Source organism: Stenotrophomonas sp. ATCM1_4 (assembly GCF_004348115.1).
Classification (GTDB): domain Bacteria; phylum Pseudomonadota; class Gammaproteobacteria; order Xanthomonadales; family Xanthomonadaceae; genus Stenotrophomonas; species Stenotrophomonas capsici.
Window position 1 is genome coordinate 3,891,605 of record NZ_QPFB01000001.1, and the last position, 24,623, is coordinate 3,916,227.

Below are 24,623 nucleotides of genomic sequence, written 5' to 3' on the forward strand. Positions count from 1 at the left end.
CCGGCGCAAAGATTCAGCGCGGCAAGCGGGCATCGCGGATGGCGCCCACCAGCTGGGCCACGCTGTACGGCTTGGCGATATGGCCCTGGAAGCCGGCCGAGAACGCACGGCGCCGGTCGTCCTCGCGGGCCAGCGCGGTCACCGCCACCGCCGGCAGTTCGGCCCCGCCGATGCCCAGCGTCTCGCGCAGGGTGGTGACCAGCCCGTAGCCGTCCATGCCGGGCATGCCGATGTCGCTGATCAGCACATCGAAGGCCGCGTGGCCACCCATGCCCAGCAGTTCCAGCGCTTCGGCGGCGCTGCTGACGGCCACCACCGAAGCACCCTGCTCCTCCAGCAGGCGCTTGAGGTAGACCAGCATGTCCGGCTGGTCCTCGACCGCGAGCATGCGCAGCCCGGCCAGCGCGTGCGCGGCCACCACCTGTGCGCCGATCGGGCCACGCTGCACCTTGCGCCGCGGTCGCCCGTCCGCCTCGCGGGCGCGATGGACCGGCAGCCGCAGCCGGAAGGTGGCCCCCCGGCCCTCGCCGGCACTCTCGGCCGACACCGTGCCGCCATGCAGTTCGGTCAGCTGCTGGACGATGGCCAAGCCCAGCCCGAGCCCGCCATGGCGCCGGGTGGTGGTGCCATCGGCCTGGCTGAAGCGGCTGAACAGCTGCTGCAGGAACTCCGGCGCGATGCCGTCGCCGTCGTCGCTGACCCGTACTTCGTAATGCTCGCCGTCGCGCAGCACGCGGATGTGGATATGGCCTTCGACGGCGGTGAACTTGATCGCGTTGGAGAGCAGGTTGGAGAGGATCTGGCGGATGCGGGTGGCATCGCCCAGCACCTGGCAGGGGTGCTCGGGCAGCGACAGGGTCAGCTCCTGCGCCTTGCCTTCGGCCACCAGTTCCTGCGCGCGGACGGTGTCGCGCACCTGCTCGGCCAGGTCCAGCACCTCCACCTCCAGCTGCACCTTGCCCAGCAGCATGCTGCTCAGGTCGAGCATGTCCGACATCAGGTGCTTCTGCGTCATCGCGCTGCTGGCGATCACCTCCAGCCCCTTGCGCATCGGGTGGTCGGCGTCCATGCGCTGCAGCAGCAGCTCGCTCCAGCCCAGCACCGTGGTCAACGGCGTGCGCAGTTCATGCGACAGCGTGGCCAGGAATTCATCCTTCATCCGCGCGGTGCCTTCGGCGGCGTTGCGTGCGGCACGCTCGGCGGCGAGCAGTTCCTCGCGCGCCATGTCGATCTCGCGGCGCTCGGTGACGTCCGGGCTGTTGCCGGCCAGGCCGATGAAGCGGCCGTCCGGGGAGAATCGCGGCACGGCATTCATCTCCAGCCAGCGCCATTGCCCGTCGTGGCGGCGCACGCGCACGCTCATGTGCAGCTCGCGGCGCTCGGCCAGGGCCGCTTCGAGTTCGTACCCGAACGGCGCCAGGTCGTCGGGATGCAGCAGCTTCTGCCAATGCCCGGGGCCGATGTCCACGTCCGGGGCCAGGCCGAAGTAGGTGCCGAAGGCGGCGTTGACGAAACGTACCTGGCCCAGGTCATCCAGCACCCAGACCGGCATCGGCAGGCCGTCGGCCAGCGCGCTGAAGCGCGCCTCGCTTTCGGCAAGCTCGATTTCCACCCGCTTGGCCTCGGAGATGTCGAAGAACAGCATCGCCACCCGGCATTGCTCCGGCGCACCGACGCGCACGGCCTCCACCGAGTACCAGCGGCCGAGCTCGCGCACCTCGCGCTCGAACTGCACCATCCGCCCTTCACGCACCACGTGGCCGAACAACTGGAACCAGTACGGCTCCACCCCCGGCAGCACCTCACGCACGCGCCGGCCGGTCACCTCGGCCAGGCCGGTGATGCGCTCGAACGCGCGGTTGACCTTCAGGTAACGGAAATCGACGGCCTCCTCATTCTCGAACAGCAGCTCGATCACGCAGAAGCCGGTTCCCACCGCATCGAACACCTCCCGGTACAGGGAGGCATTCTCCAGGTCCAGGTCAGGCAGGTTGGGAAGCGGGCGGCGGATTTCGTGGTCGAAGGGGAGCATCGGCGGGGCGTTCGGGGGGCGTACTCGGGCTGGCGGCGGCGCTGCTGCAGTCTGCGCAGCGGGCGATCCACAGGACGTGATGATGAACCATCACGCAATCCGGGGCTGGCAGGTTGACAGCGTTCATTGCCGGCTCTCCCAACCCCGATCACACTTGGCCCATCCCAACCCACCGGAGTACGTGCCATGAGAACCCTGACCGTCACCGGACTTGGCCTGGCCTGCCTGCTGGCGGTTGCCGGTGCCCATGCCAAGCCGCGCAACGTGTCCGACCCGGAGGCCCCGCGTGCCCTGCCCACCGAAGGTACGGTGCAGGTGCAGTGGACCGACCCGGCCCAGTTCACCGAGCTGCGCACCAGCCGCAACCGCTGGGAGGCCCAGCGCGGTGACTGGGTGGTGACCCTGGCCGAACACCTGCGCAAGCAGGCCGACAAGCGCCTGCCCGAAGGACAGAAGCTGGACGTGACCATCACCGACATCAAGCGTGCCGGTGACTACGAGCCGTGGCATGGGCCGCAGATGGACGACGTGCGCTTCCTGCGTGACATCTACCCGCCACGCATCAACCTGCAGTTCACCCTGACCGATGCCAACGGCCAGGTGATCGACCAGGGCGAGCGTCGGCTGTCGGACACCGGCTACCTGTTCAACAGCAGCCTGCCCAGCAACACCGATCCGCTGCGTTACGAGAAGCGCCTGCTCGACGATTGGCTGCGCCGCGAGCTGCAACCGGAACGCAAGACCGCCGGGCTGTAATTCCACCCGAACGGGCATTACCAGGAAGGGCCGCGCATGCGGCCCTTCTGCATGGGTGGCCGGCGGCGCGGCTTACTCGCCCAGGTAGACGCGCGGGGTGCGCTTGAGGCTGCACGGCAAGCGATAGGCGCTGGTGTTGCAGCGCGGGGCCAGCTCGGAAATGGTCGGCGCATTGCCCCACAGCTGCACGATGCTGCCGTGGCCCGCCTGCGGGTGGTCGGTGAGGTCGATGGTGAGCATGTCCATCGACACGCGGCCGATCAGTTGACCGGGCACGCCATCGATCAACACCGGCGTGCCATTGGGCGCGAACTGCGGGTAGCCATCGGCATAGCCCATCGCCACCACGCCGACGCGGGTCGGGCGCTGGGCGATGAACCGCGCGCCATAGCCCAGCGGCTCACCGACACCCAGCTCGCGCACCGCGATGACCCGCGACTGCAACGTCATCACCGGGCGCAACTGCGCCGCGTGCGGGCTGGGCTGCGGGTACAGCGGATCGGCGCCGTACAGCATCAGGCCCGGGCGCACCCAGTCGCTGCGCACGTCCGGCCAGCCCAGCAGCGCCGGCGAATTGCACAGGCTGGTCTCGCCGGCCAGGCCGGCGATGGCGTGCTGGAACACGTCCAACTGCTCGCGGGTTCGGTTGCTGTCCAGTTCGTCGGCGCGCGCCAGGTGGCTCATCATCACCAGCGGTCCCACGGTGGGCAGCGCGCTCAGGCGCGCGTGCGCATCGCGGAACTGATCCGGCGACAACCCCAGCCGGTGCATGCCGCTGTCCAGCTTCAGCCAGATGCGCAGCGTGGCATCGGTGCGGAAGGCTTCCACCGCCTCCAGCTGCCACGACGAGGACACCACCGTCCACAGGTCATGCTCGACGATCAGCGGCAACTCGGCCGCATCGAAGAAGCCTTCCATCAGCAGGATCGGCCCGCGGATGCCGGCCTGGCGCAGCTCCAGCGCTTCCTCGATGCAGGCCACGCCGAAACCGTCGGCCTCGTCCTGCAGCGCGCGTGCGCAGGTCACCGCACCGTGGCCGTAGGCGTCGGCCTTGATGATCGCCAAGGCCTTGCCGCCCCCCAACTGGCGGGCCAGCCGGTAGTTATGGCGCAACGCCTCCAGGTCGATCAGTGCCTGTGCCGGGCGCATCAGTGCTGTCCCTTGCCGTAGCGGAAGATGTCCAGGCCTTCGCTGCTGATCTGCGGCGTCCTGCCGCTCATCAGGTCGGCCAGGTAACGGCCCGAGCCGGCGGCCATGGTCCAACCCAGCGTGCCGTGGCCGGTGTTGAGGAACAGGTTGCGGTACGGCGTGGCGCCGATCACCGGGGTGCCGTCCGGCGTGGCCGGGCGCAGGCCGGTCCAGAACGTGGCCTTGGACAGGTCGCCACCCTGCGGGTACAGGTCGTTGACCACCTTCTCCAGCGTGGCGCGGCGACGCGCCTCCAGCGACAGGTCGAAGCCGGCCACCTCGGCCATGCCGCCGACGCGGATGCGGTCCTCGAAGCGGGTGATGGCGATCTTGTAGCTCTCGTCCAGGATGGTCGAGTTCGGTGCCATCGCCGCATCGGTGATGGGCAGGGTCAGCGAATAACCCTTCAGCGGGTAGACCGGCAGGCGCATCCCCAGCGGCGCCAGCAGCTGCGGCGAGTAACTGCCCAGCGCCAGCACGTACTGGTCGGCGGTTTCCAGCGCGCCGTTGACGCGCACACCGGTGATGCGGTCGCCGTCGCCCTGGATCGCGCTGATGTCCTGGTCGAAGCGGAACTCCACGCCCGCATCGGCGGCCAGCGCCGCCAGCTTGCGGGTGAACAGCTGGCAGTCGCCGGTCTGGTCCTCGGGCAGCCGCAGCGCGCCGACCAGCAGGTCGGTCTTGCTGGCCAGCGCCGGTTCCACACGGGCGATGCCCTGGCGGTCCAGCACCTCGTACGGCACGCCGTACTGGCGCAGCACCTCGATGTCCTGGGCGGCGGCGTCGAGCTGCTGCTGGGTGCGGAACAGCTGGGTGGTGCCGAGCTGGCGGCCTTCATAGTCGATGCCAGTGGCCGCGCGCAGTTCGTTGATGCAGTCGCGGCTGTAGTCGGACACCCGCACCATGCGCGCCTTGTTCACCGCGTAACGGGCCGCGGTGCAGTTGCGCAGCATCTGCCACAGCCAGCGGTACTGGTTCAGGTCGGCGGTGGGGCGGATCGCCAGCGGCGCGTGTTCCTCGAACAGCCACTTGATGGCCTTGAACGGCACGCCCGGGGCAGCCCAGGGCGAGGTGTAGCCAAAGGACAGCTGACCGGCGTTGGCAAAGCTGGTTTCCAGCGCCGGGCCCGGCTGCCGGTCGACCACGGTGACGTCATAGCCGGCCTGCCGCAGATACCAGGCACTAGTCGTGCCGATCACACCGCTGCCAAGCACCAGAACTCGCATTGCCCTCTCCTGACCCGATCATTCCCTGCCCGGGAGTGGGCAGGCACTGGAAACGGCGCAGTATATTCAGGTCCTTCCAGAACTTTTCCCTGTATTGATTGGCAGATGCAGGGTAATTTCTTGTTTCGTTCATCAAAAGCAGAATCCCGATGGCCACCCGCAGCCGCGAACTGGACAAGATCGACCGCAGGATCCTGCGCATCCTGCAGCAGGAAGGCCGTATTTCCTTCACCGAACTGGGCGAACGGGTGGGGCTGTCGACCACGCCCTGCACCGACCGGGTGCGCCGCCTGGAACGCGAAGGGGTGATCACCGGGTACTACGCCCGGCTCGATCCACAGTTCGTGAAGGCCAGCCTGCTGGTGTTCGTGGAGATCAGCCTGGCCTACAAGTCCGGCGACATCTTCGAGGAGTTCCGCCGCGCCGCGCTCAAGCTGCCCAACGTGCTGGAGTGCCACCTGGTATCGGGCGACTTCGACTACCTGCTCAAGGCCCGCATCAACGAAATGGCCTCCTACCGCAAGCTGCTGGGCAGCACCCTGCTGACCATGCCGCACGTGCGCGAATCCAAGAGCTACATCGTGATGGAAGAGGTGAAGGAGACCTTGTCGCTGCCGATTGATGAGTGAGTGGCCGACGGCAGGAGTCCCCCTCGCCTACGCCTTCGTCGCAAGGGCGGCGCAGTCAGGCGCGCTGCAGGGAGCGGGAGCGCCGTGCGTCCGCCCGCTCCCTTTCGTGCAGCAAAGGGGAGGGCTGGGGAGAGGCCCATTCACGCATGGAAAACACACGTCACCTCTGCGGCTTGGCTCCGGCCGGCGGCGGCACGATGCGCTGGCCGACGCCGCTCGGCTCGGTGGTGTGGTATCGCCCCGTCCGCGGGTCGAAGACCCGGTTCGGCCCGGCCTGGCGCATGCCTTCGACCCGCTGGCCCTTGCTGTCGTAGATCGGGCGCATCGGCGGTGGCGGGGTCACCGGCTTGATCGGCGGCTTGGTCGGTCGTGGCGGCGGTGGCACCCGCGGTTGCGGGTCCTCGCGCTGCGCGTCGTCGCGGGTAGGCGGCGGCACGCTCGACGGGCGGGTGGCCGTCGGTGAGGTCGGCGGTGGCGAACCCGGAAGGCTCACCGGCCGCGTGGCGGTCGGCGAGGCCGGGGCCTGCAACTGGGCCAGCGCCGTCACCGGCAGGAGCAATGCGACAAGCAATACCGTGGTCGTGCGGAACATCACCCGTCCCTGTCTGTATCCGGCTCGAAGCATGCACCCATTCGACTTGCATGGCGATGAACCGGCCACCACCATGGTTCCCTGCCCCACGGATTCCTCGCCATGACCGCCTTCGACCTGACACCCCCCAGCACTGCACAACGTGATGCCCTCATCGCTGGCCTGAGCGAGGAGGAAAAGCGCGTACTGCTGCAGCACGGCACCGAGGCGCCGTTCTGCGGCGTGTTCCTGGACAACAAGCGCGAGGGCGTCTACTGCTGCCGGCTGTGCGCGCTGCCGTTGTTCCGCTCCAGCACCAAGTTCGACTCCGGCACCGGCTGGCCCAGCTTCTTCGCCCCGTTCGACCCGGCCCATGTCGGCGAGATCCGCGATACCAGCCACGGCATGGTGCGCACCGAGATCGTCTGCGCCCGCTGCGGCAGCCACCTGGGCCATGTGTTCCCGGACGGCCCGCCGCCGACCTTCGAGCGGCACTGCCTGAACTCGGTGTCGCTGGGCTTCGTCGACCAGGGCCAGCCCTACCCCGACCCGTTGCAGCGCGGCGGCGCCGAGGCCGAACCGGCGCGCTGAGCCATCGCGCCGAGCGATGCCGGGCATGGCGGCGCCTGGCCGCCTGCACGCACGCCCTGCGTCGCGGCCAAGGCCGCGCCTACAGAATCCGGCGAGCGTGCCGACAACGGGATATCCCCTTCCCCGTGCCCGCACCATGCTCATCCTCGTTGGCCTGCTCATCGTCATCATCAGCGTGCTCGGCGGCTACGTCGGCGCGCACGGCCGCCTGGGCGCGTTGTGGCAGCCTTACGAGCTGGTCATCATCGGCGGCGCAGCGCTGGGCGCGTTCCTGGTCGGCACGCCGGTCAAGACCGTCAAGCAGACGCTCAAGGCCGTGGTCGGCGTCTTCAAGGGGCCGCAGTACAAGCGCCAGGACTACCTGGACGTGCTCAGCCTGCTGTACGAACTGCTCAACAAGGCCCGCCGCGAAGGCTTCATGGCGCTGGAGGACCACGTCGAGCGACCGCAGGAAAGCCCGGTGTTCGCCAACTACCCCAAGGTGCTGGCCGACCACCACCTGATGGACTTCATCACCGACTGCCTGCGCCTGATGATCGGCTCCAACATCGAGCCGCACGAGCTCGAGCCACTGCTGGAACTGGAGCTGGAAAAACACCACCACGAGGCCATCGAGCCGGCGCACGTGCTCAACAAGGTGGCCGATGGCCTGCCCGGCTTCGGCATCGTCGCCGCGGTGCTGGGCATCGTGATCACCATGGGTTCGATCGGCGGTGACATCAAGGAAGTCGGCGCCCACGTGGCCGGCGCGCTGGTCGGCACCTTCCTCGGCATCCTGCTCGGCTACGGCTTCATCGGCCCGCTGGCGGCGGCGGTGGAAGCACGCGCCGAACAGGACGCGCGCATCTACGAGTCGGTCAAGACCGCATTGCTGGCCTGCCTGCGCGGCTACAACCCAAAGATCGCGCTGGAGTTCGCGCGCAAGACCGTGCCCTCGGCACTGCGCCCGGGCTTCAGCGAGTTCGAGCAGCACCTGAAGTCGGTCAAGTAAGGCAGCCACGATGAGCGATACCAAGCCCACGGTGATCGTGCGCCGGGTCAAGAAGGTCCAGGGCGGCGGCCATCACGGCGGCTCCTGGAAGGTGGCCTACGCCGACTTCGTCACCGCGATGATGGCCTTCTTCCTGGTGATGTGGCTGATGGGCAGCACCAGCAAGCCCGAGCGTGCGGCCATTTCCGAGTACTTCCGCAACCCCAGCCCGTTGAGCGGCACCAGCAGCACGCCGGCCCCGGGCATGGCCGGGCCGGGCGGTGCGAGCACGTCGATGATCAAGCTCGGCGGTGCCACCGACATCTCGCGCGGCAACAGCAACGACCCGTTCCAGAACAAGCAGGAAGCGGTGCCGACGCCGGTGGCTGAACGCGAGCGCGAACGCCAACGGCTGGAGGCGCTGAAGCAGGACCTGCAGGAAGCGATCAGCAAGAGCCAGGCGCTGGAACCGTTCAAGGACCAGTTGCTGCTGGACATCACCCCCGAGGGCCTGCGCATCCAGATCGTGGACCAGCAGAACCGGCCGATGTTCGACCTCGGCAGCGCGCGGCTGATGCCCTACACGCGGTCGATCCTGCTGGAGTTGTCGCACTTCATCAACCAGGTGCCCAACCGCATCAGCATCACCGGCCACACCGACACCACCGCGTATTCGACGCAGCTGGGTTATGGCAACTGGGAACTGAGCGCCGACCGTGCCAATGCCGCGCGCCGCATCCTGATCGAAGGCGGCATGGACGAGGCCAAGGTCGCCCGCGTGGTCGGCCTGTCCTCTTCGGTACTGTTCGACAAGGCCAACCCGCAGAACCCGATCAACCGTCGCATCAGCATCGTGGTGATGACCAAGGAAGCCGAGGCCGCCGCCCTGAACGAGACCGAGTCGCTGCCGGTGCCTGCGCCCGGTGCGGCGCCGGTGGCAGTGGTAACGCCGCCTGCGGTGGAGTAAGGAGGCCGGGGGCATCCCGGGCCTGCGGGAGGGCATTCCACGCGGTTCCGGCCGATCCCCGCGCACCCCATTTCTGCCCCCTTTTGCACAACGAAGGCGAGCACGAGGGAGGCCCAAAGGGCGCCCATCAAGGCAGGAACAGGCCCGGGCGCCTACAATGGCCGCTGTTTTCCTTCTCTACCGAGCCCATGTCCAAGCAGTCCAAAGCCAAGCGCGACAAGCGCAAGAAGCAGGCCCCACGCCGCCCGTTCGCCCGCCTGAACGCCCAGCAGCAGATCCAGAACCACGCCGTGCTGGTCAATGAAGAAGGCCAGGTCGTGGCGGCCATTGGCCTGCAGGGCAACGAATGGCTGCTGGCCATCGGCGGCCAGACCATGGGCAATGCCGATAACCCGGTGCCGATGCTGGCCATGCTCAAGCACCTGGCCAACGTGCAGGAGAAGGAAGGCCGCAAGGTCACGCTGGAATACTCCGCGCAGCTGCAGCAGATGATCGACGACCTGGCCGCCGACGAAGGCAAGACCGCCGACGACTACCTGGCCGGCCTGGTCGCCGAATTCGAAGGCGTCGAGGGCGAGGAAGCCACGGACGTGGCCGAAGCCAGCGAAGCGGCCGAACAGGCCGATGCACCGACGGCCGACGCCGACGAACAGCCCAAGGCCTGAGCCCCGGGCCGATCGTGACGGTCTATATCGACGATGCGGTACATCCCTGGCGTGGCGAACGCTGGGCGCATCTGATGGCCGACACCCTGCCCGAGCTGCATGCGCTGGCGCAGCAGCTCGGGATTCCCCGCCGCGCCTTCCAGAACCTGCCCAGCGGCGTGCACTACGACGTGCCCGCGCCGCTGCGCGAGCAGGCCATCGCCCTGGGCGCGCAGCCGATTTCCCGCCACACCGACCGCACCCTGATGCGCCAGGTGATCGCCAACGCCCGGGCGCTGTACCAGCCCTAGGCACGGCGAGTGCCGGAATCGGTCAGAACGGGTCGCTGCCCGGGCGTACTTCCACGCCCAGCAACGAACACAGCGCCATCATCGCCTCGTCGTCGCGGCTGAGCGCGATCCAGCCGGCATAGGCATCGCCACCGGTGTTCCAGTTCCAGACCGAATAGCCGTGCTCACGCAGGCGGTCGTAGGCAATGCTCATCAGCGCCGGGACATCCAGGTCCTCGGCGAAATCCTCGTCGTCCAGGTCGCCGCCCCAGTCGATGCCCAGGTTCCAGCGCGCGGCCAGCTCCTGCAGCGCCGCGACGAAGGAATCGGTGTCCTTCCAGTCCACGTAGAAGCCGGCGCGCCAGTCGATGGCGTCCTTCAGGTCCCACAGCCAGCTTTCATCGGACGGATCGTCCTCGGCGCCGGCACGGGCTTCGCGCCAGGCATCGAACTGCTGCAGCGCCGCGTCCTCGTCACCGGGGTTGATCAGCCACAGCAGGTTCCAGACCCGCGCCGGATGGTCATCCTCGTCGAAGGTGGGTTGCAGTTCGTCGGCGTCTTCGTAATCGGCGCTGTTGTCGGGCATTGCAGTCTTCCACGGCGTGTTTGCCGCGCATTCTGCCGCCACGCGCCCGGCGGCGGAAGCCGTCCGCGCGCCCAGCGGTTATCCTGTGGCACGGAAGATGGCCACGGTGGCCGTCAATGAATCAGTGCCATGAGCGATACCCCTCCCGATCACCTGGCGGTCAACCCGCAAAGCCCGTTCCATGATGCCGCCGCCCTCGAGCGCGGTGTCGGCGTCCGCTTCAACGGCATCGAGCGCGATGACGTGGAGGAGTATTCGGTCAGCGAAGGCTGGATCCGCGTGCAGGCCGGCAAGGCCCGCGACCGTCGCGGCAACCCGATGACGCTGAAGATCAAGGGCGCGGTGGAACCGTACTTCCTTGAACTGAAGAACGCCTGATACCGGGACCACCGGTTCGGCAGGACACGCAAGGGCCGCCCACGCGGCCCTTCTGCATTCCCCGGTAGGAGCGGCCTCGGCCGCGAAGCCGATGCCGTCTGCAATTGCAGGCCCTGCGTGCGCGCAACGATTCCCCAGCTTCGCGCCTGAAGGCGCTCCTGCCGGGTCATTCGCGTTGGCGGCTTTCCAGCAGGTCCAGGTTGCGGATCAGCTTGCGCGAGATCTCATCGGAGATCTGCCCGCGCCGGGTCAACCGGAACAATTCCTCGCGCTCGGCGTTGAGGCCGGCCGAGCGCAGGCTGCGATAGGCCTGCTCCATGCGCTTGATCTTGTCGGGGTCTTCATCCGGGCTGATGCCCTTGTCCAGGTTGCGCTGGTACAGCAGGCTGACCCGCGCCGCCGCGTCGTTGAGCAGCTGCACGTTGCCGGTGGGCTGGCCGTCGGCCAGTTCCTGGCGGGCCCGCTCCACCGCGACCAATGCGGCCTTGGACGAGGACTTGCGGGCCAGGTCCTCCTCGCGCCGCGAGGTATCGTCCTTGGGCAGCTCCAGCCCGCGCAGCAGGCGCGGCAACAGCAGGCTGGCGGCGATCAACGACACCAGGATCACCGCCGCGGCCAGGAAGATCACCAGGTCGCGGGCCGGGAAGGGCGCGCCGCTGGGGATCATCAATGGCAGCGTCAGCACGCCGGCCAGGGTGATCGCACCGCGCACGCCGGCCACCGACATCGCCAGCACCACGCGCAGCGGCGTGCTGGTGCCCTTCTCGCCGCGCATGCGCGCGCGCAGCAGGTTCCAGCGCAATGACAGCCACACGAAGGCCAGGCGCATCGCGATCAGGATGGCGTTGATCGCCAGCACGTAGACCAGCAGCCACCACGGGCTCTGGTGGCCGGTGACCGACATGGTCTCCACCGCGCGCTCGACGATGCCCGGCAACTGCTCGCCCAGCAGCACGAACATGATGCCGTTGAAGGTGAACTGCACCATGTTCCAGACCGCGCTGCGCTGCACGCGCATGCTGCCGCTGATGCGGCCGGTCAGCTCGACGTAGCTCATGGTGATGCCGGCCGCGACCGCAGCCAGGATGCCGGAGGCGCTGAGCTCTTCGGCCAGCAGGTAGGCGGCGAACGGGATCAGCAGGTTGACCAGCAGGGCGGCACCGGGCTCCTCGCCGAAACCGCGCCACAGCCAGCGCTGGAAGGTGGACACGCTCCAGGTCACCGCCACGCCGATGGCCAGGCCGGCGAAGGCCACCCACAGGAAGGTCAGCGAGGCCTGCGCCAGCGAGAAGGTACCGGTCATCACCGCCGCCACCGCGAAGCGGAAGCAGACCAGGCCCGAGGCATCGTTGAGCAGCGACTCGCCTTCCAGGATGTGCATCAGCCGCTTGGGGATGGGCACGCGCGAGGCAATCGCGCTGACCGCCACCGGATCGGTCGGGGAGATGATCGCCGCCAGCGCGAAGGCCACCGCCAACGGCATGGTCGGGATCATCCAGTGGATCAGCAGGCCGGCACCGACCACGGTGAACACCACCAGGCCGAAGGCCAGCTCCAGGATCGCGCCCTTGTCGCGGAACAGGCCCTGCTTGGGAATGCGCCAGCCATCGAGGAACAGCAGCGGCGGCAGGAACAACAGGAAGAACATCTCCGGGTCGAGCGCATGGCCACGCTTGAACACCCCGGCGATCAACGCCCCCAAGCCGATCTGCACCAACGGCAGCGGCAGGGAAAAGGGAAGGATTCTTACCAGATAGCCGCTGGCGACGACGGCCACCAGCATGGCCAGGACGACTTCGATCGTGTGCATGCCCGTTCCACGGATTCACCACCACGGCAGCATGCTGCCGGCGCTGGCAGCGACGGTTGATTAACCCTTGGAAAACTATCACAGCCATGTGCAATGCAGCATGGCGTCGACGACACTGCAACAGGAGCGGCCCTGGCCGCCAAGCCGGTGCGGCGTGCAATCGCCGATGCCCGCGCGGGTGCAGCGAGGGTGAGCCTCGCGCCCCAAGCCGCGCCTACGCGGCCGCGTCGACCCCGTCGAAACGGTAGATGTCCATCGCCAGGAAACCCTGGTCGATGCCGGCATCGATGCGCTGCGCGCCCAGTTGGTCACCGCCGGCGGCACCCATCGCGAAGTACAGCGGCAGCAGGTGCTCATCGGTCGGGTGGGCCTGTGCGGCGAACGGGGCCTGGCGGCGGTAATCGAACAGGGCCGGCAGGTCATCGGCCTCCAGCTTCTGCTCCACCCATCCAATGAACGGCCGCACGTACGGGGCCTCCTTGGCCTCGGAGTAGCTGTGCCAGTCATGCAGGTTGTGGGTGATGCTGCCCGAGCCGATCAGCAGCACGCCCTGCCCGCGCAGCGGTGCCAGCGCGCGACCCAGCGCGAACTGGTGCTGCGGGCCGAGCATCGGCTGGATCGAGACCTGCAGCACCGGGATGTCGGCCTGCGGGTACAGGTAGCGCAGCGGCACCCAGGCACCGTGGTCCAGGCCGCGCCGCGGGTCGATGCCCGGCTGCAGCCCGGCATCGGCCAGGCGCTGGGCCACCTCCTGCGCCAGCGCTGGTGCACCCGGGGCCGGGTACTGCAGCTGGTACAGCGGCTCGGGGAAGCCGCCGAAGTCATGGATGGTTTCCGGCTGCGGGGCCGCCGAGACCAGCGGCGCCCGGCCCAGCCAGTGCGCCGAGGCCATGACGATGGCGCGCGGTCGCTGCAGGCCCGCCGCCAGTTCGGCCAGGCGCGGTCCCACCTGCCCCGGCTGCAGTGCAGTCATCGGCGAACCGTGGGAGATGAACAACGAAGGCAGGCGATTCATGGCAGGCTCCCGGCGTGGGAAGAACAGAAGTTGGGACGCAGCTTATTGCGCGGCAAAGGGGCAACAAATAGCCTCGACATCAACGTTTTATTGCAGGGATGGAAATAATGGACACCATCGATGCCATGCGGGTCTTCGTCGCGGTCGTGGAGCGCAACGGCTTCAGTGCCGCTGCCGATGCCCTGAACCTGTCCACCGCGGCGGTGACCCGGCAGATCGCCGCGCTGGAGAAGCGCCTGTCCGCGCGCCTGCTCAACCGCACCACCCGGCGGGTCAGCCCGACCAGCACCGGGGCAACCTACTACCAGCGCTGTGTGCAGCTGCTCAACGAATTCGATGAGCTGGAAGCCTCGGTCGGCGCGCAGGCCCTGCAGCCGGCCGGGCGGCTGCGCATCAACGCGCCGGTCAGCTACGGCATCTCGCGCCTGGCGGCACTGCTGCCCGGTTACAGCGCGCGCTACCCGCAGGTAGAACTGGACCTGTCGCTGTCCGACCGCCTGGTGGACATGGTCGAGGAAGGCTTCGACCTGGCCATCCGCATCACCCGCCAGCCCTCACCCTCGCTGATCGCCCGGCGCCTGTCGCAGGCGCGGATCATCCTGTGCGCGGCGCCGTCCTACCTGGCCCGGCGCGGCGAGCCGGCCACGCCGCAGGCCCTGGCCGAGCACGACTGCCTGGCCTACAGCTATTCCGACACCGGGGACGCCTGGACGCTGCAGGGGCAGCACGGGGACGTCAGCATCCCGGTGGTGCCGCGCATGCGTGCCAACAACGGCGAGGTGCTGCGCGAGGCAGCCATCGCCGGCATGGGCATCATCGCCCAACCGGACTTCATCATCGACGTGGCGCTGGCCAGCGGCCAGCTGGTACCGATCCTGCGCGACTGGACCGTGCCGCCGATCGGCATCCATGCGGTCTACGCCAGCCGCAGCCACCTGGCACCGAAGGTGCGCAGCTTCATCGACTACCTGGTGGAGTGCCTGGGCCCGGCGTGACCCCGGCGCTCAGGCCGCGTCACCCGGCTCGCCGAGCGCGGCGAGCAATGCCTCCAGCGCCATCGGCCGGCCCAGCAGGTAGCCCTGCACCTGGTCACAACCATGCGCGGCCAACCAGCGGTACTGCCCTTCGGTCTCCACGCCCTCGGCGATCACCGACAGGCCCATGCTGTGGCCCAGCGACAGCAGCGCACGGCAGATGGCGGCATTGCGCGGGTTGGTCTCCACGTCGGAGACGAAACTGCGGTCGATCTTCAGCGCGTCCAGCGGCAGGTGCTGCAGGTAGGACATCGACGAGAAGCCGGTGCCGAAGTCGTCCAGCGAGATGTGGATGCCCTTCTCGTGCAGGCGCTGCATGGTCTGCAGCGCCTGGGTCGGGTTGCGCATCAGGCTGCTCTCGGTCAGTTCCAGCTGCAACGCGCCGCGGCGCAGGCCGTACTCCTCCACCGCGTGGGTGAACTCGCCGGCCAGGTCGGTATTGAAGAACTGCACCGCCGACACGTTGACCGCGACCGACAGCTCGCCCCAGCCGGCATCGGCCAGCTGCCGCTGCGCCCGCGCCGCGGCGCGGGTGACCCAGCGGCCGAGCGCGATGATCAGGCCAGTGTCCTCGCACAGCTGGATGAAGTCGCCGGGCGGGATGTAGCTGCCATCGGGCTGCGGCCAACGCAGCAGCGCCTCCAATGCCACCGGGCTGCCATCGGCGGCATGCCGGATTGGCTGGAAATGCAGCTCGAACTCGTCGCGGTCGATGGCCACGTGGATGCGCCCGGCCAACTGCAGGCGCTCGGTATAGCGGGTGGCCATGGCCTGGCTGAAGCGCGCCAGCGCCAACCCGCCTTCGCGAGCGGCATGGGCGGCCTGCGCCGCGCGGCCGATGACCTGCTCGGCCAGTTCGCCGTCGCGCGGGCAGCTGGCCACGCCGATGCGGGCCTCGAGCTGGTGGAAGGTGTCGCGGCCACGCACCGGTTCGGCCACCGCCGCCTGCAATACGTCCAGCGCCAGGGGCGCGGCCGCCGGGTCCAGGATGGCCAGGACGAAATCCTCGGCCGGCTGGTGCGCCAGCAGGCCATAGCGTGCGGCCAGCCCCCCCAGCCGCACCGACACCGCGCGCAGTGCGTCCTCGCCGGCTTCGCGGCCCAGCGTGTCGGTGATCATCTGCAGCCCGCGCAACTGCACGTGGGCGATGGTGTAGCCGCGCGCGCCGCCGTCCAGGCGCTCGCCCAGCGCGCGCACGGTCAACAGACCGGTACTGGAATGGTGGCTGGCCCGGTACGCCAGCTCGTTCTCGAAGCGCAGCCGCTGGCTGACGTCCTCGGCCAGCACCAGGCAGGCCTTGCGCCCGGCGAAGTCCAGCAGCGCACTGTGGGCGACCACCATGAAGCTGCTGCCGTCCTTGCGCAGATGGGCGCGCGCGATCAGCTGCTGCGGCGCACCACTGTTGATGCTGCGGATGGTCTGGCGCAGTTCGTCCCATTCCTCGGGCGGGCGGATGTCCAGGATCGACATCCCCAGGAACTCCTCGCGGCTGTAGCCGTACTGGTCGATCGCGGCCTGGTTCACCTCCAGGAAGCGCAGGTTGACCATGTCGAAGATCCAGAACGGCGCCGGGTTGCGGTCGAACACCAGCCGGAACTGCCGCTCGGCTTCCTGCGCGCGGGCTTCCACGTGCACCCGCTCGCTGATGTCCACCACCGCGCCGGCCAGGTGCGCGGCGCCGCCGTTCGGGCCACGGACCTGGTCGCCACGCGCCGACAGCCAGCGGAACGAGCCATCGGCCAACAGCAGCCGGAACGTGGCGTTGACCGCCCCCTGCCCTTCGCCGGCGGCATCGAGCACCTCGCGCAGCACCGCCACGTCCTCGCCATGCACGCGCGCGTACAGCGCCTGGAGGGTGGATGAACGTCCCTCCAGGCCCAGCATCTGCTGGGTCAGCGCCGACCAGTGCAGGGTCCGCCCGTCGCCACGGATCGACCAGGTGCCGACCTTGCCCACTTCATGCGCCAGCGCCAGTTCGGCGGCGCCGGCCTGCAGTTCCTCGTTCAACTGCTGCTCGTGCGAGGCGCTGCGGCGCAGGCGCCCCATCAGGAAGCCGAAGCTGATCAGGTAGACCAGGTACAGGCCAGTGGCCGCGTACAGAAACACATACCAGCGCGCCATCACCTCACGGTAGGACAGCGCGGTGTACAGGGTGAGCGGGTAGTCCAGCGGCACGCTCACCGCGGCGATGCGCTTCTGCCCGTCCGACGGGCTGTGGACCACCCCGCGCGGGACCACCGAGGCCGACTGCGGCAGGATGATCATCGGCGACGGCAGCGTCCGCCCCACCAGGCCGGGGTCACGGCTGTGCGCCAGCAGCTGGCCATAACGGTTGCCGATGGACGCCACGCCATCGCGGCCCAGGTCCAGGCCGCTGACCACCTGCTGGAAGGTGCCCAGGCGTACCCGCGCCAGCAGCCACTGGCCGTTCTGCATCGGCAGTGCCGTGCGCACCACCCAGTGCCCGCCCGGCAGTTCCTCCAGCGCGCCGATGTAGAGCTCGCCGCTGAGCAGCCGGTTCTGCGCGATCGTCCAGCTGTGCAGGGTGGGATCGCCCTGCCCCTGCGACAACGCCATGCCCTGGCCGTCCACCAGAGTGATCGAGGCCAGGTCGCGGTTGCGCGCCAGCACGCCCTGGATGTTGGCCTCCAGCAGCTGCACCGCCTTGTCCGGCACCTGCCGGTAGAACTCGCGGCCGTCGTTGGCGGTACCGCGCAGGGCGCGCTCCAGCGTGACCAGTTGTGCCCGCATCAGGCGCTCGCTGCCCGAGGCCAGTGCCATGCTCTGCCGCTGCGCGCCTTCGATGCGGGTGCTGCGGTCGTTCCACAGCATCATCACCAGCCCGACCGCCAGCAACACCGCCACCGCCGTGCCGGCGATGGCGATCACCCGCAACGGGTGCACGGCGCCCCGGCTCACGGAGACATCCAACGCAGCGGCAGTCGGCACACAGGTATCACGGGCATTCCAGGAAAGTTGGCGACGGGGGAGTCGGCAAGCGAACACCATTGACCGGTGGTCCCCTCGCAGCTGTTGTCTCCCCAGACACGGCATGCATCAAACGCACGACAGCATGCAGCACAACCACGGCGGCGTGAAGACGGGTTCACGATATTAAGCGGCACTTTGATACGGGTGGGTGATGCCAAGGGCCAGAATGGGCACTCCCGGTCACACTCCGCCCGCTCTAGACTTGGCGGTTTCACCGACACGGAATCTGCCATGGTCCTGCAACGTTCCCTCCTGATGCTTGCCATCGGCGCTGCGCTCACGCTCAGCGGCTGCAACAAGGATGCCCCCCAGCCCGCGGCCGATGGCCAGGCACCGGCCGCGGCGGATGCGACGGCGGCGGCCAAGCCGCAGCTGGGCAGCTTCGGTTTCGATGCCGCCGGCATGGACCGTGCTGTCGCCGCCGGCGACAACTTCTTCGACTTCGCCAACGGCGAATGGGTCAAGCGCACCGAGATCCCGGCCGACCGCTCCAACTACGGCAGCTTCAACGTGATCGCCGAAAAGACCCTGGCCGACACCCGCGCGATCATGGAGGAAGCCGGCAAGGCCAGCGACGGCGAAGCCCGCAAGATCGGCGACTACTACGCCGCCTACATGGACGAAGCCGGCATCGAGGCGCGCGGCGCCGCGCCGGTGCAGCCGCAGCTGCAGGCCATTGCCGGCATCGCCGACAAGCAGGCCCTGGCCAAGGCTCTGGGCGGCACCCTGCGCGCCGACGTGGACCTGCTCAACGCCACCAACTTCTATACGCCGCACCTGTTTGGCGTATGGGTTTCGGTGGACCTGATGCAGCCGGACCGCAACGCGCCGTACCTGGTGCAGGGTGGCCTGGGCATGCCCGACCGCGACTTCTACCTGCAGGACGGCCGCATGGCCGAGCTGCGCAAGGTCTATGAAGGCTACGTGGCCCAGTTGCTGACGCTGTCCGGCGACACCGATGCCGCCGCCAAGGCCGCGCGCATCGTCGCCCTGGAAACCCGGATCGCCCGCGCCCACGCCACCCAGGAGGAGACCAACGACGTGCAGAAGGGCGCCAACGCTTGGAAGCAGGCCGACCTGGCCGCCAAGGCACCGGGCATGGACTGGGCGGCGTTCCTCGACGCGGCCGGCCTGTCGGCGCAGCAGGACTTCATCGTGTGGCAGCCCAAGGCCGTGGCCGGGCTGTCCCGGCTGGTGGCCAGCGAGCCGCTGGACACCTGGAAGGACTACCTGGCCTTCCACGCGCTGGACGAAGCCGCACCGTACCTGCCCAAGGCCTTCGCCGACGCCCACTTCGCCTTCCACGGCACCGCCATGAGCGGCACGCCGCAGCAGAGCGAGCGCTGGAAGCGCGCCGTGGGCCAGACCAACGACGCCATCGGCGAAGCGGTCGGCAAGATCTACGTCCAGCGCCACTTCGACCCGGCCACCAAGGCCCGTGCCGACGAGATGGCCAGGAACATCATCGCCGCCTTCGCCAAGCGCATCGATGCGCTGGAATGGATGTCGCCGGAAACCAAGGCCCACGCCAAGGCCAAGGTCGCCGGGCTGAAGGTGGACATGGGCTACCCGAGCAAGTGGCGCGACTACAGCGCGCTGGAAGTCAAGCGTGACGACGCGCTGGGCAACGCGCAGCGCGCCTCGCTGTTCGAGTACCGGCGCAACCTCGCCAAGCTCGGCCAGCCGGTGGACCACAGCGAATGGGCGATGCTGCCGCAGACCATCAACGCGATGAACGTGCCGCTGGAAAACCGCCTGGTGTTCCCGGCAGCGATCCTGCAGGCGCCGTTCTTCGACGGTGCGGCCGATGACGCGATCAACTACGGCGCGATCGGCGCGGTGATCGGCCATGAGATCAGCCACGGCTTCGACAACGCCGGCGCCCTGTTCGACGAGACCGGCAAGCTGCACAACTGGTGGACGGCCGAGGATCTGAAGCAGTTCAACGCCGCCGGCGATGCGCTGGCCGCCCAGTTCAACAGCTACGAGCCGTTCCCCGGCGTGCACGTCAACGGCCGCCTGACCCTGGGCGAGAACATCGCCGACGTGGCCGGCCTGGCCACCGCCTACGACGCCTACCGGCTGTCGCTGCAGGGCAAGCAGGAACAGACGCTGGAAGGCTTCACCCCGGACCAGCGCTTCTTCCTGGGCTTTGCCCAGGCCTGGCGCAGCAAGGCCCGCGAGCAGGCACTGCGCAACTCGCTGCTGACCAACGTGCATGCGCCGGGCCAGTTCCGTGCGCTGACCGTGCGCAACCTGGATGCGTGGTACCCGGCGTTCGAGGTCAAGGACGACCAGAAGCTGTACCTGGCCCCGGAAAAGCGGGTCAAGGTCTGGTAACTGCCGGCTGGGTTTGAATGCGGTACGAAGCACGGGCGCCTGAGGCGCCCGTGCTTCGTTTACCCCTCCCCAGCCCTCCCCTTGGCTGCGCCAAAGGGAGGGGGCGGTTCCGCGTGGTCGGTCAGATCGCGGCGCACGCCGCCCTTGCCCCCTCCCTTTGGCGCAGCCAAGGGGAGGGTTGGGGAGGGGTCGCTTCTGCTTCTGCCCTAAGCCGGCCAGCGCATCAGGATCGCCGGGTCCTCCCCCACCCGCCGGCAGGCGCGCGTGGAGATGCCATCATCCAGGGCGATCCGGAACAGCGGCGCGACGCTGCGCAGCACGCGTGCGGCCACCACCGACTGCAGCTGCTGGCCGCGGCTGCGGCCCAGCAGGCGCGCCGCCCATTCCGGCAACAGCGCCGCGCCGGCGGCCAGGAACATGTCGCGTGACACCCCCGGCAGCGGCACCGGCAAGCGCACCGCACTGAGTACGTCCAGCACTTCGCGCGAGCGCTCGTCCATCCGCAGCTGCGGTTGCCGCGCGGCGAAGTACGCCTGCACCTGCGCCTCGCTGGCCGGCACATCACGTGCGCCCAGGGCCTCGGCCACGCGCCGGTATTCGTCGTAGTAGCGGTCGGCGATGGCCTGCGGTACGTCACGGCAGTAACGGCGGCAGCCTTCCAGAAAGCCATAGGCCTCGGTCACGTGCACCCAGGTCAGCAGCTCGGGATCCTCGGCGGTATACGCGCTGCCATCGGGCAACGTGCCGACCACCTGGGCGTGGATCTTCCGTACCCGCGCGATGAGCGCGTCCACCTCCGCCGCCGGCGCGTAACTGGTGCCGGCCACGAAACTGGTGGTGCGCCGCAACCGGCCGACCAGGTCCTGGCGGAAGTTGGAGTGGTCATAGACACCGGCCAGCGCACGCGGGTGCAGCAACTGCAGCATCAAGGCGCACAGCCCGCCGGCCAGCATGCCCGGGAACTCGGAATGAATACGCCAGGTGACGCTGCCCGGACCGAACCAGCCCGGGTCACCGGCTGGCACGTCGTAGTCCACGCCGTTCTGGTTGCGGGGGAAGGCATCAAGCACCCAGCGGCGGATCTGGGCGGTGGCAGCGGTGGAGACACGTCGGGACAAGGGCAGCATGGCCGCTATCGTAGCCGGGCAGCCGCGCAACTGGCGTGTCCGACGCCGGTGACAGCCGCGTGGCAAGGCCCCCTGCCCGCCCGCGGACATGCCATGTGCGGGCGCAGCACGCCGACCGGATTTCAACTTCCGGCTCCATTACTTGCATCGTGGTGCGCTGCAAAAATCCGCCCCGCAGGCGGATCACCGCCGGTGGCCGGACGCGGAATCTTCGCGTTTTCCCCATTGCCAAGCGTGGTGAAAGTGCTAGAACTGGCCGTGCCTCACCGTTCCACGCTGCATCCGTCGCTCGTTCCAGATAGTTACTGCAAGGAGCTCACCATGATCGCGTTGTTCAAAGGTTTGGGGTTGTTGCTGCAAGACAACGAGCTGTACAACAGCCCGTTCGAGAAACAGGTTGCACACTGGAAAGGGTTGAGCGACCAGCAGATCCGTGAGGAAGTGTCCTTGCTTGCCAAGGCCAAGTGCCAATGGCTGATGGCCTCGATCGTGATCTGGCAGGCGTCCTCGCTGCTGATCCTTGGGCTGATCACCAACTATCTGTGGCGTGACGATTTCCATATCACCTTCACCCGCATCGTGATCGTGCTGGGTTCGTGGGTGTCGATCCTGTTCGTGATCTGGTTCATGGCCAACATGTTCGACCACACCGCCGGCTTCGAGCGCTGGATGAAGGCCTTCAACAGCCGCGCCCGGATCAGCTCCGACGCCGACAGCGTCGACGACGTGGCCGAGGCACTGGACATGGCCAGGCATTATCCGGAGGTGCTGGATTACAAGCAGGCCGTCACCGCCAGCCGCGAACTGCGCCACGAGGACATCCGCATCATGCGCGAGCTGGGCCGCATGCGGCAGCACTCGCAACTGGTCGGCGAACTCAACCACATCGGCGACGACGGGCTGCGCCTGCAACCGGCGTTCTAGCCCGCCCATGCCCGCGTCCTCCCGCCGGGACGACGCAACCTGCACCCCCATCGCCGCGCCCGTCGCGGCGATGTCACTTGTGGATCGTCACCTGCTGCGCGAAGCCATCCGGCAGCCCGGTCATCTCGCGGGTGTAGCCCACCACCACGGCGAAATCCATCAACGCCTCGCGGTTGCACACCTGGGCGCGTTGCCCGTCGGCGCACTGTTCGCGGTAGAGCTGGTAGAAGCAGCGACCGCTTTCACTCTGCAGGCACTGGAAGCGGGCCACGTCCTGCCGCACCGTGGTGCGGCTGAGCAGGCTGTGCTCGCCGCTGATGCGGGTGACCGAGGTCTGCCCCGGCGGCTCGCTGAAACCCAGCATCGACAACAGGCTGCCCAACAGCATGGTCAGGTAATGCATGGCGATTCTCCTGGCAGCGGCGTTACATGCCGCGGAACAGACTCATGAAGGGTTGGCTGACCACCAGCGTCTCGCTGCGGTGCTTCAGGCGCAGCACGCCGCGGCCGGTATCCTCGCGGCTCACCGATGCCACCGCCTGCATGTTGACGATGGTGGAGCGATGCACCTGGCGGAAGCGGTTGGGGTCCAGCGCCTCGGCCAGCTCGCGCAGCGAACTGCGCAGCAGCAGTTCCTCATCGGCGGTCACCACCGAGGTGTACTTGCTGTCGGCGCGGAAATACAGCACGTCCTCCAGCATCACCAGGCGGGTCTCGCGGCCGTTGCTGGCGGTGATCCAGGCCAGCGGCGGCGCCGCCTGTGGCGTGCTCGGTTGCTGCGCCAGCTGCCTGAGCAGGCGTTCCAGCAGGGTGGGATCCGGCAGCCCGGCCTGGCGTCGCGCCAGCACGCGCTGGCGGGTGGCCAGCAGGCGCTCGTCGGTGACCGGCTTGAGCAGGTAGTCCACCGCGCCCTGCTCGAACGCGGCGATGGCGTACTGGTCGTAGGCGGTGACGAACACCACCTGGGTCTGCGGGCTCACTGTCTGCAACGCGCGGGCGACGTCGATGCCGGTGACGCCGGGCATGCGGATGTCCAGGAAGGCCAGATCCGGTTGCTGGCTCTCCAGCGCTTCCAGGGCAGCCGCGCCGTCCTCGCACTCGGCCACCAGGTTCAACTCCGGCCACAGCCGCTGCAGTTGCCCGACCAGCGCCTGGCGCAGCAGCGGCTCGTCCTCGGCGATCAGGGCATCAAGACGCATGTGGCACCTCCGGCAGCGGCGGCAGTACCGGTGCGCCGGCCGGCGATGCGACGCCGGGCACGATCGACAGGGTGGGCGGCGCCGGGGCTTTGCCCGTGTACGGCAGGCTGATGGTCGCGGCCACGCCGCTGGGGAAGTTGGACACCATCGCCAGCGCAGCCTGCTCGCCGCAGGTCAGGCGCAGCCGCTCACGCAGGTTCTTCAGCCCGATGCCGGTGCCGGCGGTGTGGGCGCTGATGCCCTGCCCGTCGTCGGCCACGGTGATGGTCAACTGGCCGTCGAGCGCACGCGCCAGGATCCAGACCGTGCCGCCGCCGGACTTGGGCTCCAAACCGTGCTTGATCGCGTTCTCGACCAGGGTCTGCAGCGACATCGACGGCAGGCTGACCTCGTGCAGCGCCTCGGGCACGTCGATCTGCAGGGCCAGCCGGGCGCCCATGCGGATGCGCAGGATCTCCAGGTAGGCCTGCACGCGTTCCAGCTCCTGGCCCAGCGTGGACACCGACTGGTCGATGCCCGGCAGCGAGCTGCGCAGGTACTGGATCAGGTGGCCGAGCATCTGCTCGGCACGCTCGGGATCGGCCCGGGTCAGCACCTGTGCGTTGGCCAGCGTGTTGTAGAGGAAGTGCGGCTCGACCTGGGCATGCAGCAGATTGAGGCGGGCGACGGTGAGCTCCTTCTCGGCCTCGGTGCGCGCGGCGTGCTCCCGCTCCTCGCGGCGCAGCTCGGCGACCTTGCCACTGAGCGCATGGGTCACGGCATCGGCGTTTTCGTAGTTGCTGCCTTCATCGAGCAGCAGCAGGTCCACCCAGGCCCCGGCATCGGGTTCGAACAGCAGGGTGACGCTGCTGGTGTCCGCGCCAGGGGTGACGCGGGCGGTGATCTGGTTGCGCTTGATCGCCAGCCGCGCCAGTGGGTTCCAGCGCGATGGCGGACGGTCGCCATAGGGGTCGGCGCGGCGCTGGGTGGCGCGCACCTGCAAGGTGCCGACCGAGCGTTCCATGTGCTCGATGCGCGGCATCTGGCCGATCACCTGCTCCAGCAGGGCGAAGGCGGTGGCCGCGTCCATCGGCAGTTCGACCTGGCGGCGGTGGCGGTTGGCCAGGGTCTGCGCGTCCAGGCGGTCGGCGACCAGCGCGACGCGCCGCACATGGCCGACGATCGAGGTCAGCGCGAACACCATCAGCGCCATCGCGGCCAGGCCGAAGATCCAGCCCGGCGCTTCGTCCATCCCGCTGAACAGCCCGCTCCACAGGAAGCCGGCGGCGATGAGCGTCAATGCCCATGCCAACAGGATGCGGAAACCCAGGAAGAGGCTGGCGAACATGGTCGGACCTGATGGCGGGGAACTGGCG

Annotated in this window: 23 protein-coding genes; 11 read left to right on the top strand and 12 right to left on the bottom strand. The window is 68.5% G+C overall.

From position 1 onward, the window contains the following. Positions 1–13 precede the first annotated feature (13 nt). Positions 14–1,960 (bottom strand): PAS domain-containing hybrid sensor histidine kinase/response regulator, encoded by a 1,947-nt coding sequence (locus ATCM_RS17750; RefSeq protein ID WP_243694110.1) that lies wholly within the window; start codon positions 1,958–1,960, stop codon positions 14–16. A gap of 258 nt (positions 1,961–2,218) precedes the next feature. Between ATCM_RS17750 and ATCM_RS17755 the strand changes: the two genes are divergently transcribed. Next, a complete protein-coding gene (locus ATCM_RS17755) occupies positions 2,219–2,788 on the top strand; it encodes a DUF3016 domain-containing protein (RefSeq protein WP_132865798.1) in 570 nt (189 codons plus the stop codon). Positions 2,789–2,860: 72 nt separating this feature from the next. Here the strand turns inward: ATCM_RS17755 and alr are convergent, their stop codons facing one another. Together alr and ATCM_RS17765 are read right to left on the bottom strand one after the other, a co-directional pair. Continuing rightward, positions 2,861–3,937 (bottom strand): alanine racemase, encoded by a 1,077-nt coding sequence (alr, locus tag ATCM_RS17760; RefSeq protein ID WP_132865799.1) that lies wholly within the window; start codon positions 3,935–3,937, stop codon positions 2,861–2,863. Then, on the bottom strand, positions 3,937–5,202 hold the full coding sequence (locus ATCM_RS17765) for a D-amino acid dehydrogenase (protein ID WP_132865800.1): 1,266 nt from the start codon (positions 5,200–5,202) through the stop codon (positions 3,937–3,939). Before ATCM_RS17765 ends, alr begins: the two co-directional genes overlap by 1 nt. A gap of 149 nt (positions 5,203–5,351) precedes the next feature. Between ATCM_RS17765 and ATCM_RS17770 the strand changes: the two genes are divergently transcribed. After that, entirely contained in the window at positions 5,352–5,831 is a 480-nt protein-coding gene (locus ATCM_RS17770) for a winged helix-turn-helix transcriptional regulator (protein ID WP_132865801.1), read from the top strand. A gap of 160 nt (positions 5,832–5,991) precedes the next feature. Here ATCM_RS17770 and ATCM_RS17775 read toward each other — a convergent pair whose 3' ends face one another. Beyond that, on the bottom strand, positions 5,992–6,423 hold the full coding sequence (locus tag ATCM_RS17775; protein ID WP_132865802.1) for a classical arabinogalactan protein 4: 432 nt from the start codon (positions 6,421–6,423) through the stop codon (positions 5,992–5,994). A gap of 102 nt (positions 6,424–6,525) precedes the next feature. Here ATCM_RS17775 and msrB point away from each other — a divergent pair, with 102 nt between their 5' ends. From msrB to ATCM_RS17800, 5 genes are all read left to right on the top strand, one after another. Then, complete coding sequence (gene msrB, locus ATCM_RS17780) at positions 6,526–6,993, top strand: peptide-methionine (R)-S-oxide reductase MsrB (RefSeq protein WP_132865803.1); 468 nt, start codon at positions 6,526–6,528, stop codon at positions 6,991–6,993. Between the two features lie 136 nt (positions 6,994–7,129). After that, the gene (gene motA, locus ATCM_RS17785; protein WP_132865804.1) at positions 7,130–7,984 is read left to right on the top strand and encodes a flagellar motor stator protein MotA; all 855 of its coding nucleotides are present in this window, start codon (positions 7,130–7,132) and stop codon (positions 7,982–7,984) included. A gap of 10 nt (positions 7,985–7,994) precedes the next feature. Beyond that, entirely contained in the window at positions 7,995–8,930 is a 936-nt protein-coding gene (gene motB, locus ATCM_RS17790; protein ID WP_132865805.1) for a flagellar motor protein MotB, read from the top strand. A 188-nt stretch (positions 8,931–9,118) separates the two neighbouring features. Continuing rightward, positions 9,119–9,595 (top strand): hypothetical protein, encoded by a 477-nt coding sequence (locus ATCM_RS17795; protein WP_132865806.1) that lies wholly within the window; start codon positions 9,119–9,121, stop codon positions 9,593–9,595. Positions 9,596–9,609: 14 nt separating this feature from the next. Continuing rightward, positions 9,610–9,885: a DUF4031 domain-containing protein gene (locus ATCM_RS17800; protein WP_132865807.1), complete on the top strand. Its 276-nt coding sequence runs from the start codon at positions 9,610–9,612 to the stop codon at positions 9,883–9,885. A gap of 22 nt (positions 9,886–9,907) precedes the next feature. On the opposite strand, the gene ATCM_RS17805 is transcribed toward ATCM_RS17800, so the two are convergent. Beyond that, positions 9,908–10,450 (bottom strand): hypothetical protein, encoded by a 543-nt coding sequence (locus tag ATCM_RS17805; RefSeq protein WP_132865808.1) that lies wholly within the window; start codon positions 10,448–10,450, stop codon positions 9,908–9,910. A 129-nt stretch (positions 10,451–10,579) separates the two neighbouring features. Between ATCM_RS17805 and ATCM_RS17810 the strand changes: the two genes are divergently transcribed. Beyond that, positions 10,580–10,828, top strand: a complete 249-nt coding sequence (locus tag ATCM_RS17810) for a DUF3297 family protein (RefSeq protein ID WP_132865809.1) — start codon at positions 10,580–10,582, stop codon at positions 10,826–10,828. 166 nt (positions 10,829–10,994) lie between these two features. On the opposite strand, the gene ATCM_RS17815 is transcribed toward ATCM_RS17810, so the two are convergent. Beyond that, positions 10,995–12,638, bottom strand: a complete 1,644-nt coding sequence (locus tag ATCM_RS17815) for a Na+/H+ antiporter (protein WP_132865810.1) — start codon at positions 12,636–12,638, stop codon at positions 10,995–10,997. 214 nt (positions 12,639–12,852) lie between these two features. Next, complete coding sequence (locus tag ATCM_RS17820) at positions 12,853–13,653, bottom strand: class III extradiol ring-cleavage dioxygenase (protein WP_132865811.1); 801 nt, start codon at positions 13,651–13,653, stop codon at positions 12,853–12,855. A gap of 107 nt (positions 13,654–13,760) precedes the next feature. Between ATCM_RS17820 and ATCM_RS17825 the strand changes: the two genes are divergently transcribed. Further along, the gene (locus ATCM_RS17825) at positions 13,761–14,648 is read left to right on the top strand and encodes a LysR family transcriptional regulator (RefSeq protein WP_132865812.1); all 888 of its coding nucleotides are present in this window, start codon (positions 13,761–13,763) and stop codon (positions 14,646–14,648) included. A 9-nt stretch (positions 14,649–14,657) separates the two neighbouring features. Here the strand turns inward: ATCM_RS17825 and ATCM_RS17830 are convergent, their stop codons facing one another. Further along, entirely contained in the window at positions 14,658–17,606 is a 2,949-nt protein-coding gene (locus tag ATCM_RS17830) for an EAL domain-containing protein (RefSeq protein ID WP_243694048.1), read from the bottom strand. Positions 17,607–17,909: 303 nt separating this feature from the next. On the opposite strand from ATCM_RS17830, the gene ATCM_RS17835 reads away from it, so the two are divergent. After that, positions 17,910–20,018 carry a M13 family metallopeptidase gene (locus ATCM_RS17835; RefSeq protein WP_132865814.1) on the top strand — a complete coding sequence of 703 codons (2,109 nt, stop codon included), beginning with the start codon at positions 17,910–17,912 and terminating at the stop codon, positions 20,016–20,018. 206 nt (positions 20,019–20,224) lie between these two features. On the opposite strand, the gene ATCM_RS17840 is transcribed toward ATCM_RS17835, so the two are convergent. Further along, positions 20,225–21,145: an oxygenase MpaB family protein gene (locus tag ATCM_RS17840; protein ID WP_132865815.1), complete on the bottom strand. Its 921-nt coding sequence runs from the start codon at positions 21,143–21,145 to the stop codon at positions 20,225–20,227. A gap of 321 nt (positions 21,146–21,466) precedes the next feature. Between ATCM_RS17840 and ATCM_RS17845 the strand changes: the two genes are divergently transcribed. After that, a complete protein-coding gene (locus tag ATCM_RS17845; RefSeq protein ID WP_132865816.1) occupies positions 21,467–22,069 on the top strand; it encodes a hypothetical protein in 603 nt (200 codons plus the stop codon). 73 nt (positions 22,070–22,142) lie between these two features. Here ATCM_RS17845 and ATCM_RS17850 read toward each other — a convergent pair whose 3' ends face one another. The 3 genes from ATCM_RS17850 to ATCM_RS17860 are packed head-to-tail and all read right to left on the bottom strand — an operon-like array spanning position 22,143 to position 24,595. Continuing rightward, complete coding sequence (locus ATCM_RS17850; protein WP_225591819.1) at positions 22,143–22,472, bottom strand: hypothetical protein; 330 nt, start codon at positions 22,470–22,472, stop codon at positions 22,143–22,145. Positions 22,473–22,494: 22 nt separating this feature from the next. Continuing rightward, entirely contained in the window at positions 22,495–23,268 is a 774-nt protein-coding gene (locus ATCM_RS17855; protein WP_132865817.1) for a LytTR family DNA-binding domain-containing protein, read from the bottom strand. Beyond that, a complete protein-coding gene (locus tag ATCM_RS17860; RefSeq protein ID WP_132865818.1) occupies positions 23,258–24,595 on the bottom strand; it encodes a histidine kinase in 1,338 nt (445 codons plus the stop codon). The genes ATCM_RS17855 and ATCM_RS17860 overlap by 11 nt, the downstream gene beginning before the upstream one ends. Positions 24,596–24,623: the final 28 nt, after the last annotated feature.